Source organism: Nanhaiella sioensis, from assembly GCF_046557775.1.
In the GTDB taxonomy this organism is placed as follows: domain Bacteria; phylum Bacillota; class Bacilli; order Bacillales; family SM2101; genus Nanhaiella; species Nanhaiella sioensis.
The window spans coordinates 2,326,457-2,338,915 of the sequence record NZ_JBKAEG010000001.1; the positions used below are offsets into that span (position 1 = coordinate 2,326,457).

Sequence of the window (12,459 nt, forward strand, 5' to 3'; positions counted from 1 at the left end):
CAGTTTATGCATTACTAAGAAACACGAAACATTTTTGTTCATTAGTGTTTCGTACTAACACGTACATCCCTAGAGTTTGTGGCCAGCTATCCTTCTATAAAACAGATGACACTTGCATGAACTTTCTTTGGTTTTTATAATTCAGCAAAATAATAATAAAGAGCTTTCTGAAAAGGCTAACGCTGTAATATGTGTGAACGAAGTGTGACTACGTATATTAGTTTTGACAAATTTACCTCTACTTACGTATAAATGTGTTTTTTTTGTGAATTATGAAAAGATAAACTTCTTTCATGTAAGCGTTATCTTAAGATAGATTTATTGATTTTCAGTAATAGTCAAGTATTCTAAATATAACGAGTAATGATGAGAGCAAAGGAGGAAAAACATATGTCACAGTTATTCAACATATTAGAAGAGAAAATTAAGGGTGAAAACATCCGTATTGTCTTTCCAGAAGGGAATGATAATCGAATTTTAGAAGCTGTAAGCCGTTTAGCACAAGAGGAAATTATTAAACCAATCATTATTGGGAATCCAGGTGAACTCCAAGCAAAAGCTGAAGCACTAGAAGTATCGTTGAGTGGAGTAGAAATATACGATCCTGAACAATATGATGAAATGAGCACGTTAGTCGATGCTTTTGTTGAGAGAAGGAAAGGCAAAGTTACAAAAGAACAAGCTTACAAAATGTTACTAGATGAAAATTATTTTGGTACAATGCTTGTATATACAGAAAAAGCTCATGGGTTAGTAAGTGGCGCAGCCCATTCTACAGCAGATACAGTTCGTCCGGCATTACAAATAATTAAAACAAAAGAAGGTGTTAAGAAGACATCGGGTGTATTCATCATGGTTCGTGATACCGAAAAGTATGTATTTGCTGATTGTGCAATTAATATTGCACCTGATAGTCAAGACTTAGCTGAAATTGCAATAGAAAGTACCCATACAGCACAAATGTTTAATATTGAACCAAAAGTTGCTATGCTCAGCTTTTCCACAAAAGGTTCAGCCAAATCACCTGAAACCGAAAAGGTAATTGAAGCAGTTCGTTTGGCAAAAGAAAGAAACCCTGAATTAATGGTTGAGGGAGAATTGCAATTTGATGCAGCATTTGTACCTTCTGTTGCACAAAAGAAAGCACCTGATGCGCTTATTCAAGGCGATGCTAATGTGTTTATATTCCCGAGCCTTGAAGCAGGGAATATTGGATATAAAATTGCTCAAAGATTAGGGAATTTTGAAGCGGTAGGTCCAATATTGCAAGGGTTAAATAAGCCTGTCAACGATTTGTCCCGTGGTTGTAACCAAGAGGATGTATATAAATTAGCTCTTATTACAGCAGCTCAAGCACTGCAAAAATAATGAAAATATGTTAGGGGACGCATATCATGTATACTCAGTCAAAGAGCTTATTAGAGCAAAATAGATGGAGAATCATTGATCAATCTAGTGTAGGTCCACATTTTGATGCGCTCCAATCCTTTGCTATTGATGATACGTTATGCTCTTCTGTAGGGAAAAATGAAGCTGTGACAACAGCACGTTCATGGGTTCATCACAATACGATTGTGCTGGGTATTCAAGATACAAAGCTCCCTTACCTAACTGATGGCGTTCGTTATTTGCAGTCGCAAGGATATCGAGTGATTGTAAGAAATTCAGGGGGCTTAGCAGTTGTATTAGATGAAGGAGTTTTGAATATATCTCTCATTTTCCCTGATACAGAAAAAGGGATCGATATAAATAGGGGCTATGATGCCATGGTGGAACTAGTAAAGCATATGCTTTCTCCTTTTCATTTACAGATCGAGGCTAAGGAAATCATCGGTTCATATTGTCCTGGAAGTTACGACCTAAGTGTAGCAGGAAAGAAATTTGCAGGAATTTCTCAACGAAGGGTTAGAGGTGGAGTAGCGGTACAAATTTATCTTTGTGTGACTGGTAGTGGGGGAGAGCGTGCAAATTTGATTAAGGATTTTTATAACAAATCAATCAAAGGCATCCAAACTAAATATGTTTACCCTGACGTAAAGCCTGAAACGATGGCTTCATTAAACGAATTGACAGGTGAATCAAGCACAATTCAAGATATGATGTTAGCATTGTTAACTACGCTAAAGAATATGAGTACGTCTATCTATTCTTCTCAATTAACAGCAGATGAATTAGCATTATTTGAACACAATTATAAGAGAGTCATTGAACGCAATGAAAAAGCACTTAACATCTAGGTTAGGTGCTTTTTCATATATCTAGTTCCATTGTATATCCTCTTGAGGCGCGTCAGCATTTCACTTGAAGTCAAAAAATGCCTTCAAGTGAAATACTTCCAGTGCTTGTCGGGGATGATCAAGGCGCATGCGCTTTTCTTTTTGTCCAGCTACGCCTCCTTGCCTCTCGAGTCGTTTCACCTTTTCATCAGAAGACATAAAGCGTCTTCTGTTGAAAAGGTTCCAACGCTTTCCAGGCAGTTCAAGTCGGCTGCGCTTTTCTACTTGTCGCCGATAAGCGGGCACCTTGCGCTTTTCTTCCTACTTCGCCATTTTTTCAAGGTTGCCGTTTTTATCCATCTTAAAGGCTGTAGCCGGACTTTGTTCTTCCTCAATTAAAACTAGCTTTCTTGCACGATTCATGATTTTCATTAGCGTATCGTAATCTTCTTGTATTGAAATAGAACTTTGCTGTAGTTTTGAAATGTTTTCAGAAAATGTTTTATTTTGTTTAGACATTTCTTCATTTTCTTGTCGTAATCTTTCATTTTCTTTACGTAGAAAATCGATATTACTAGTGTTTTGTTGTAATGATTGTAAGAAAGAGACCACCTGATCTAGTGTAACGTCCTTGTTACTTTCTATAGCATTTATATTTAAGTCTTTAATAGAAGGAACAGTCGGTTTATATAATAGAGTCTTTTTAACCTGTTGGTGTTTTCCTAAAGAGCGTTGCCGTTGCTTACGTTGCTTTCTTGCTAACTCTAGCGCTTTCTGATAGTTGTTACGTACGACTGCATTCCAACGAAAGCCACATGCTGCCGATGTGCGGTTTAATTTGTCTCCAACTTCTTCAAAGGCATTTAACTGTGTACTACCTTCACGAACATGTCTTAGTATTGTTTCAGCTAATAATAAATCATCTTCTTCTGTCCATGCATCCTGTCTTTCTTTCATACTCTCAACTCCCAATTTTTATAAAATATTTTATTAATAGCATTGACAAGTTCAAATTGCTTTATACTTACTGTTTTTTATTTTAGTTTCTTTCGGCTGTTTGCTGCTTTCGTCATTAGTGCTAAAGATGAATATAACAAGCGTTCGGGGCACTTTTCCTCCTATAAAAACTATAAAATTCATATATTACACATCAGTTACTCAAATGTAAGCGGAAAAAGCAATAAAGCTAATGCGAAGCTTATTATCGATAGTGCATATAATTCTTTCCAAGTAGATTAAGATATTATCTCTGGCAAATGGTGTAATTAAAACTCAGCACTTGCATTACCCATCAATTAAATGTACAATACCCTTTAGCCATTGACGAAATAATATATATTTTTATTATTATTCATGAAGAAGGTTTTAGAAGGGGCTGTACTGTATGGCAAATGAATTTCGTATTTGTGACGATTGTCAAGCAACAAATATTAAAACATTGCTACCTCGTTTAAAGAAAATAGATCCAAATGCAAGCATAGATATAGGCTGTCAGTCCTACTGTGGACCTGGGAGAAAAAAAGCATTTGCATTTGTAAATAATCGTCCTATTTCCGCAAAGGATGAAAATGAGTTACTCGAGAAGGTAGAGAAAAAAATGAAGAAAAAGTAAAAATCACCTTTGTTTTATGAATAAGGTGATTTTTACTTTTGTAACGGATTATTCCCATGTGCTTATAAATTTTTTTAGTGAGATAAATAATGATAAAATCAAGAGTTTTTTTGTCATTGATTAGGAGATATAATATTAAATATGTCAAACGAAAAGAGGGAATTGGATGACATATGCCAATGAAAAACTGACGGAGGAAAAGGTTTTTAAAGACCCTGTCCACCGATATGTCCACGTACGCGATAAAGTCATCTGGGATTTAATAGGAACTGCAGAGTTTCAGCGCTTGAGGCGAATTAAACAGTTAGGTACAACTTATTTAACCTTTCATGGTGCAGAGCATAGTCGGTTTAGTCATTCACTGGGAGTTTATGAAATTATTCGTAGAATTATAGATGATGTATTTGACGGCCGGCCAGAATGGAATAGTGAAGAGAGGCTACTCTGCTTGTGTTCAGCACTGTTACATGATTTAGGTCATGGCCCATTTTCACATTCTTTTGAAAAGGTTTTTCACCTTGATCATGAAAATTTTACTCAATTAATTATTCGTGAGGATACAGAGGTGAACCGTGTTTTGCGAAAGGTTGGCCAACATTTCCCAAAACAGGTCGCTGAAGTGATAGCAAAAACATACGAAAATAAGTTAGTAGTCGGTTTAATCTCAAGTCAAATAGATGCAGATCGTATGGATTATCTACAGCGAGATGCTTATTATACGGGCGTTAGTTATGGACACTTTGATATGGAACGAATACTTCGTGTGATGCGACCTCGTGAAGATCAAGTAGTAATAAAACAAAGTGGCATGCATGCTGTAGAAGATTATATTATGAGTCGTTATCAAATGTATTGGCAAGTATATTTTCATCCGGTTACTCGCAGTGCTGAAGTTATTTTAACAAAGATATTGCATCGAGCTATGCACTTATACAAAGAAAACTACTCATTTAAAAGCCCACCTGTACATTTTTACTCATTGTTCGAGAATAAACTTGCGCTTGCTGACTATTTGAAATTAGACGAAGGTGTGATCTTGTACTATTTTCAGGCGTGGCAAGAGGAAGAAGATGCTATTTTACGTGATTTGTGTCAACGTTTTTTAAATCGAAATCTATTTAAGTATGTCGAGTTCAATCCATCGAATGACGAAATGACTAAATTAATTGAATTAACAAAGCTTTTTAATGAAGCAGGCATTGACCCTGAATATTATTTAGTAGTTGATTCCTCATCAGATTTACCTTATGATTTTTACCGTCCTGGTGAAGAAGAGGAAAGATTACCTATCCAATTATTAATGGCGAATGAACAAATCCATGAGCTATCGAGAGAGTCAGCAATTGTTGAAGCGATTTCTGGAAAGCGTAGAACTGACCATAAACTTTATTTCCCTCAGGATTTGTTAGAAGATCGTTCATCCAATCCAAATATTAAGAAAAAAATAACAGAATTACTATATACGAAGGTTAAGTCATAGATGTATTTAAAAGGGACGACAACATTGTCGTAAGTATATCCTATATAAATTTAGCCATTTTTCCATTTTTCCATTCTTTTTTTAAGGTGTGTTAAAAGGGCGTTAGGAGATGAACGGAATTGTTATTAGAACATGCAAAAGTTATGAAAGCATTCTCGGAAGCAGGAGAGATAGTCGGACGTAAAAAGCTTCAAAAGATGATTTTTATCGCAAAAAAAATGAAAGATCCATTTTATGAAAAATATAATTTTCATTTTTACGGACCTTATTCCGAAGAACTTACATTACGAGTTGAAGAGCTTTGTAATTTAGGTTATATACATGAAGAAATTGAGAAGAAAGCAGGATACTCCCAGTATCGATATTCACTAACTGAATCAGGAGAACAATTCTTGAATCACTATGAATTGGACATGCCTTTTTTGCAAAATTGGATCTGTGATTTAAATGAGCAAAATGCTAGATTTTTGGAGCTTGTCTCTACGATTATTTATTTTGAAGATTTAAGTAAGGATGAAGTGAAGGAAAAGGTATTCACGATAAAAAGTAAGCAAAACTATTCAGAGGAAGAATTTGAAGAAGCTATAACATATATTGACGTCTTAAGAAAGTCAGTAACAAGCTAAGGCTGTTTTCGCATTGCTTGTTACATGGCACTTTTGCTATTAAAAATAGTAGTAACAGAGTTTACATAGAGCTTAAAGGAATGAGCTAATCACTCATCCCTTTAATGTCTACCTTTTATTCATCACTTAAACGTTTTCCACCAATAGCATAATGACTTTTAGTCATCTCATCTATAAATACTACAATTTTTTCAGCAGGTGCACCTGTTGTTTCAGAAACAGCAGCAGTTACCTTTTCAACAAGCTGTTTCTTCTGTTCTTCTGAACGTCCCTCAAGCATTTTGACAGTAATATATGGCATTTGATGTCTCTCCTTTTTACAGTGGTAAGGTATATAAAAATTAGCATGTGTAAGCTTTGCGGAGGAGCTATATTCATAGTATGGACGCTAGCTATATGGACGGGCTTTTCAAAGTTTAGCTACAGAGCTCAAACCACTTTACCGGAAGCAAAGCACTCCATGCATGAGGACTCCGATGTTTATGGAATGTTAAGACCGTTTCAACATTCTTTTGCCCTATCCTTGGGTTCACTTTTGCTTAACGCTCTATGTACAAAATACACTTATGTATTATCTCCGCTTTTCGTTTTAATTCTACCACGTTTAATTTAACAATTCGAATTTTCATAGTCAATTGTGTATACTATTATTGCATATATAAAAAGTGAACAAAAAGGAGAAACATAGTGAGCAATTTTTTAGCATTTCCTATTGAACAAATCCCATATGTAGTGATTGCTTTAGTAATAGCATTTACCTTACACGAATTTGCTCATGCTTATGTCGCATATAAATTTGGTGACATGACAGCAAAAAATCAAGGTAGACTTACACTTTCACCACTTTCACATTTGGATCCAATAGGAACTTTATTAATATTTATTGCAGGTTTTGGCTGGGCTAAACCAGTACCCGTTAATCGTTACTTCTTTAAAAATCCTCGTTTGGCTGGTGTCTTAGTATCAATAGCTGGACCTTTAAGTAATTTGGTAATTGCTTTTGTTGGGCTATTCATTTTGAATGCTATGGTTCATTTTGGTATCATTGGCCTTTTACCAATAGGGTTTGGTGACAGCTTATATTCGTTTTTTATTATACTAATAAATTTAAATGTTCTTCTATTCGTATTTAACTTGTTACCATTTCCACCACTTGATGGGTATCGCGTCATTGAAGACTTATCACCACCTGATATTCGGGCAAAATTGACACAGTATGAAAACTATGGAGCTCTCATTTTTTTAATATTAGTCATAACACCTTTAGACAGATATACAATTCAACCGATTTTTAATACGTTTATTCCTTTTGTTAATAACATACTAGCAACCATAATGAATATTATATTTTAGTGTATTTTGTAAGGCATGTTACTACAGTGTAGTGAAGTAACTTCAATATAGCAGTTTCGCAAAGGAGGAAGATATGGTATGGAAAAAGATAACAAGAAAAAAGTTGGGTTTACAATTATAAAAAAAAGTGATTCGACAGATGGCCATGGTGGGTTTGGAGTAGGTGTTTTAAGCTTAGATAATATATCACCTGTTATTATTGATGTAGAAGAAAAATCTGCTGTTGTTGATATCGGTGCAATGCATGCGCGTAGTGATGTAGAAAGAGGGATAAAATTTCTACCAAACAGAGATGAAGTACCTAATGGAAAATCATATTGGCTCGTTTGGGTTACGATAGAACAGAATCAGGAAGGACCGTTTTATACAGGTGTAACTGCTTGTGAAATGACTGTTGATCGTGACATACGTCGTGGTTATAAATCGCTTCCTGAACATGTAAATAATATGGATAGATCGCTTAAGCGCCAGATTATCGTTGAACATATGGATGTATCTTCAAAGCAAGTGCTAGCAGAATTTTTACAAGAGCATAATATTGATATGTGGAATAGATCTGGTGAGCAGCTAAAGAAAGATCTACAATCATCATAGTGCTATTATATTCTATCGAGTCATCTTAATTTATAATTGTTTTCGTATTAAGAAGTAACACATGCTTCAAGAGTTTGTGGTTTCTTTTTTCTGTTGTAACTTACTTACCACATCTTCTCATCTTGATTAATAAGCGCCAAATTTTACAATGATTAATCTTGATGTTTTAAACGAATCGGAGTAAACTTAGTTTTAATGTTATTCACATGTAAAAACTAGGACAAAAACCCTTAACTATGTATGATTAGTTAAGGGTTTTTTACTTATCTAATGTCATGCTATGCTCGTTTAATGTAATATCATTGAAACCAAACTCTAGCAATTTATGTGTTAATTTTTTCTAATATGAAAAAACAACAATTAAAGCGAAAACAGCCTAATTAAACCAGTCAATAAACCGTTTAAACCAACCTTTATCCTCAATAGGTGCTTGTTTTTTATCAAGTGGCGGCTTTTGTGAGTGTTCATCACAATATTCCTCTGGCTCAGTCCCTTTAACATAATACATTTGTAAGGTAATAGGACAATCATTTGTGGCTAATTTTCCATTGTCCGGGTTAATGTACACTTTTTTAAGATTTCCGGTTGAGTTTCGAAAAGTGAGCACAGGTTCTTTTGTTAATGATTGTTCCATGAAATTAGCCCATATACGTTTTGAATAAGCTCTTTCATCTACTTTATCAATAGTGTAATCTCTGTCATATCCTGTCCATATGCCAGTTACTATTTGTGGTGAATAACCAATCATCCAGCTATCCGTCTTTGTAGTGCCGGATTTGCCAGCATATAGCCTAGTTAAATCATTTTGAATAATGCTACCTGTTACGTTCGTGTAATCGTTTAATTTCTCATCAAACATTCCTTTCATTAACTGCGTCGTAACAAATGCTAGGTCCGGATCAAGAACTTGTTCAGGTGATGGAGCCTCTTCAAAAATAATATTACCATGATGATCAATAACCTTTGTGATGTACGTAGGGTGTATCTGTTTTCCATTGTTAGCAATAGTAGCATACGCTTGTACCATGTCAATCATCCTGACAGGAGAAGTACCGAGAGCTAGTGACGGTACATTGTCTAGTTTACTTGTAATCCCCAATTTCTTAGCAGTTTCTACAAGAATGTTATTCCCTAAATATAAATTAGTTTTTACTGCATATACATTATCGGACAAAGCCATTGCTTGTGCTAATGTAATCGTATCATCTGCGTAATAATTATTATAATTATGAGGTGTGTAAGTCGCTCTACCTTCATCAAAGATAAAGGTTGTTTGTTCACTTCGTAACTTTGTTGAGGCAGTAAAACCTTTTTCTAATGCAGCATAATATAAAAAAGGTTTAAAAGTTGACCCTGGCTGCCTTTCAGCTTGAACAGCCCGATTAAAGGGACTTTCATCATAATCTCTTCCTCCAACCAATGCTTTTACTTCACCGGTATATTGATCCAAAGCTACGAAACTGACTTGTATATCAGATGAAGGATTAATAGTGTTAGAAATTGATTCTTCAGCTAACTTTTGTAGCTCTATATCAAGTGTTGTATACACGTGAAGTCCGCCCATTTCAATAATCCGTTCATCAATGTTTAGTTTGTTCACTAATTCATTCTTCACAATGTCCTGGAAATAGAGCCCTACTTCTTCATGCTTAACCTTTTGCTGTTCGACATATTGTAATTCTTGCTCATAGGCTTTGCTTGCTTCATTTTCTGTAATGTAGTTGTTATTAACCATAGCATTTAATATCGTCCATTGCCGATCTTTTGCTTTTTCTTCGTTAATAAGTGGTGAATAATGTGAGGGTCCTTTTGGAACCCCCGCTAACATACTTGCTTCACTTAACATTAAATCGTTAGCTGACTTTCCAAAATAGTATTGAGCAGCTGCTTCAATTCCATAAGTCCCATGCCCATAATATATCGTATTTAAATAACCTTCTAAAATGTCATTTTTGCTATAGTTCATTTCTAAACGTATGGTATAAAGTGCTTCATCGAATTTTCTTTTCCAAGTTTTATCATGCTCTAAAAATAAGTTTCTCGCATATTGTTGTGTAATTGTACTTGCTCCCTGAACCTTTGCTAAGGCTTTTATATCTGCTAACGCAGCACCTGCAATTCGCTTAAAATCAAATCCAGGGTGTGAAAAAAAACTTTGATCTTCTATCGCAATCGTTGCTGCGATTAAAGAAGAAGAAATATGATCAAGTGAAATCCAGTATCGCTTTTCTTTGCTATGGCTTTCTCCGATGATGACATCGTCATTTGCATAGTAAATTGTAGATTGCAGTACAGTTAACGGTGGGGCACCTTTAACGGTTGCATACGTAAAAAGAGAAATTAAAGTTACCGACATGAAGATTAGTAGTATAAGAGTAACAAAAATAAGAGCTCTAAAATATTTAAGTGCTTTTTTAAATCGTTGATTTGTGATGATTTCCAATACCAATCACCTCATCTTTCTATCACAAGAACAGTATGGGGTGGATTTTTCTTTTTTATACCTTGCTAAAAAATTTGCTTGCAATTTTGCTAGATTCATCTATACTTTTTTTAGCTAATATCTTGCTGACGGTATCAAGTACCTTATAAGATTTGAATGACAACATTCCACCGTTACTCGCAAGGTGTGAGCAACGGTGGAATTGCGCGTTGTGCTTTTCTTATTTACATTTCCTGATCATGTTTGGGAAAACTAATAGAAGCTTAAAGATAGAAAGGAAGAGGAATAAATGGAACTATGGTTTACAGAAAAACAAACTGAGAGTTATGGAATAACAGCGAAAATTAAGCGTACTTTACATACAGAGCAAACTGACTTTCAAAAATTAGATATGATCGAAACTGAACAATTTGGAAATATGCTCGTTCTTGATGGCATGGTTATGACAACTGAAAAGGACGAATTTGTTTATCATGAAATGGTTGCCCATGTACCGTTATTTTCTCACCCTAATCCAGAAAATGTACTAGTTGTAGGCGGTGGAGATGGTGGGGTAATCCGTGAAGTTCTTAAGCACCCAAGTGTAAAAAAAGTCACTTTAGTGGAAATAGATGGTAAAGTTATTGAGTATTCAAAGAAATACTTACCGAGCATTGCGAGCCACTTTGACAATCCACGAGTAGAAGTCATAGTCGGTGATGGCTTCATGCATATTGCCGAAAGTGAAAATGAGTATGATGTTATTATGGTAGACTCAACTGAACCAGTTGGACCTGCAGTCAATCTATTTTCAAAGGGTTTTTATGCAGGAATTTCAAAAGCCTTAAAAGAGGATGGGATCTTTGTTGCTCAGACAGATAATCCATGGTTTAAGCCAGAATTAATTGCAACTGTACAAAAAGATGTGAAAGAAATTTTCCCACTAACTCGTCTATATACTGCAAATATACCGACATATCCAAGCGGTCTATGGACATTTACATTAGGTTCAAAGAAATATGATCCACTTCAAGTAGAAGATGGTAGATTTCATGATATTGATACGAAATATTATACGCAAGAGCTTCATAAAGCAGCTTTTGTCCTTCCGAAATTTGTTAGTGACTTAACGAAGTAGTTTACAATAATGAAGTATCTTTAGAATGGGGGAAGCAAAATGCGTTTTGATGAAGCTTATTCAGGAAATGTTTTTATTAACAGCCATCCACTAGTCGAAGAAAGTGATGCTGTGATCTATGGAATGCCAATGGACTGGACAGTTAGCTTCCGACCAGGATCAAGATTTGGTCCTGCTCGTATTCGTGAAGTGTCACTTGGGCTAGAGGAGTATAGTCCGTATGTAGATAGGCATTTAGATGAAGTGAAATATTACGATGCTGGAGACATTCCACTTCCATTCGGAAATCCCGCGAGAAGTCTAGAAATGATTGAAGAATTTGTAACGAAAGTACTACAAGCTAATAAGTTTCCACTTGGGTTAGGTGGCGAGCATCTTGTTTCGTGGCCGGTTTTTAAAGCGATGTACAACAAATATCAGGATATGGCAATTATTCATATAGATGCACATGCTGATTTACGAGAAGAATATGAAGGTGAGCCTTTATCACATTCAACTCCAATTCGAAAAGCATGTGAACTGATTGGGGCAGAAAATGTGTATTCTTTCGGCATTCGTTCAGGAATGAAGGAAGAATTCCAATTTGCAAAGGATTCAGGCATGTATATGGCTAAATTTGATGTGGTTGAGCCTTTGAAAGAAGTATTACCTAAACTTGCTGGTCGGAATGTATATGTAACGATAGATATTGACGTCTTAGACCCTGCCCATGCTCCTGGAACAGGTACTGCTGAAGCGGGAGGAATTACTTCAAAAGAGTTATTGGATGCCATTACACTTATTTCTAATTCTAAGCTAAATATTATAGGTGCTGATCTAGTAGAGGTAGCACCTGCGTATGATCCAACTGAACAAACACAAATTGCTGCTAGTAAATTCGTGCGTGAAATTTTACTCGGTTGGGTAAAGAAGTAATGTTTCAAAGACAGTAATTACGTATCCTGCGCTTTGATGTTATTGAATTTAAATCCATTCAAAATTTGTGTGAAAGACTGAACTATTTGTTAAAAAAGTTCAG

At 35.4% G+C, this 12,459-nt stretch carries 11 protein-coding genes and 1 pseudogene; 9 read left to right on the forward strand and 3 right to left on the reverse strand.

The genetic code is table 11. From position 1 onward, the window contains the following. The first annotated feature begins 390 nt into the window (after positions 1–390). The gene (gene pta / locus V1503_RS11010) at positions 391–1,368 is read left to right on the forward strand and encodes a phosphate acetyltransferase (RefSeq protein ID WP_410626882.1); all 978 of its coding nucleotides are present in this window, start codon (positions 391–393) and stop codon (positions 1,366–1,368) included. A gap of 26 nt (positions 1,369–1,394) precedes the next feature. Further along, complete coding sequence (gene lipL / locus V1503_RS11015; RefSeq protein WP_410626884.1) at positions 1,395–2,237, forward strand: octanoyl-[GcvH]:protein N-octanoyltransferase; 843 nt, start codon at positions 1,395–1,397, stop codon at positions 2,235–2,237. A gap of 300 nt (positions 2,238–2,537) precedes the next feature. On the opposite strand, the gene V1503_RS11020 is transcribed toward lipL, so the two are convergent. Then, complete coding sequence (locus tag V1503_RS11020) at positions 2,538–3,173, reverse strand: RsfA family transcriptional regulator (RefSeq protein ID WP_214480918.1); 636 nt, start codon at positions 3,171–3,173, stop codon at positions 2,538–2,540. A gap of 427 nt (positions 3,174–3,600) precedes the next feature. Here V1503_RS11020 and V1503_RS11025 point away from each other — a divergent pair, with 427 nt between their 5' ends. The 3 genes from V1503_RS11025 (at position 3,601) to V1503_RS11035 (ending at position 5,934) form a co-directional block, all read left to right on the forward strand. After that, positions 3,601–3,828, forward strand: a complete 228-nt coding sequence (locus V1503_RS11025; RefSeq protein ID WP_214480917.1) for a YuzB family protein — start codon at positions 3,601–3,603, stop codon at positions 3,826–3,828. Positions 3,829–3,994: 166 nt separating this feature from the next. Next, a complete protein-coding gene (locus tag V1503_RS11030) occupies positions 3,995–5,308 on the forward strand; it encodes an HD domain-containing protein (RefSeq protein ID WP_410626888.1) in 1,314 nt (437 codons plus the stop codon). A gap of 119 nt (positions 5,309–5,427) precedes the next feature. Further along, positions 5,428–5,934, forward strand: a complete 507-nt coding sequence (locus V1503_RS11035; RefSeq protein ID WP_214480915.1) for a YwgA family protein — start codon at positions 5,428–5,430, stop codon at positions 5,932–5,934. Between the two features lie 115 nt (positions 5,935–6,049). Here V1503_RS11035 and thmT read toward each other — a convergent pair. Then, positions 6,050–6,277 (reverse strand): annotated as a pseudogene (gene thmT, locus V1503_RS11040) (2-hydroxymuconate tautomerase); the annotation flags it as partial. Positions 6,278–6,621: 344 nt separating this feature from the next. Between thmT and V1503_RS11045 the strand changes: the two are divergent. Together V1503_RS11045 and V1503_RS11050 are read left to right on the forward strand one after the other, a co-directional pair. After that, complete coding sequence (locus V1503_RS11045; protein WP_214480913.1) at positions 6,622–7,287, forward strand: site-2 protease family protein; 666 nt, start codon at positions 6,622–6,624, stop codon at positions 7,285–7,287. 78 nt (positions 7,288–7,365) lie between these two features. Further along, on the forward strand, positions 7,366–7,881 hold the full coding sequence (locus V1503_RS11050) for a YwhD family protein (protein ID WP_214480912.1): 516 nt from the start codon (positions 7,366–7,368) through the stop codon (positions 7,879–7,881). A gap of 376 nt (positions 7,882–8,257) precedes the next feature. Here V1503_RS11050 and V1503_RS11055 read toward each other — a convergent pair whose 3' ends face one another. Next, complete coding sequence (locus V1503_RS11055) at positions 8,258–10,324, reverse strand: transglycosylase domain-containing protein (protein WP_410626890.1); 2,067 nt, start codon at positions 10,322–10,324, stop codon at positions 8,258–8,260. A gap of 289 nt (positions 10,325–10,613) precedes the next feature. Here V1503_RS11055 and speE point away from each other — a divergent pair, with 289 nt between their 5' ends. Next, positions 10,614–11,441 carry a polyamine aminopropyltransferase gene (gene speE / locus V1503_RS11060; RefSeq protein WP_410626892.1) on the forward strand — a complete coding sequence of 276 codons (828 nt, stop codon included), beginning with the start codon at positions 10,614–10,616 and terminating at the stop codon, positions 11,439–11,441. Between the two features lie 39 nt (positions 11,442–11,480). Continuing rightward, positions 11,481–12,356 (forward strand): agmatinase, encoded by an 876-nt coding sequence (gene speB, locus V1503_RS11065; RefSeq protein ID WP_214480909.1) that lies wholly within the window; start codon positions 11,481–11,483, stop codon positions 12,354–12,356. Positions 12,357–12,459 lie beyond the last annotated feature (103 nt).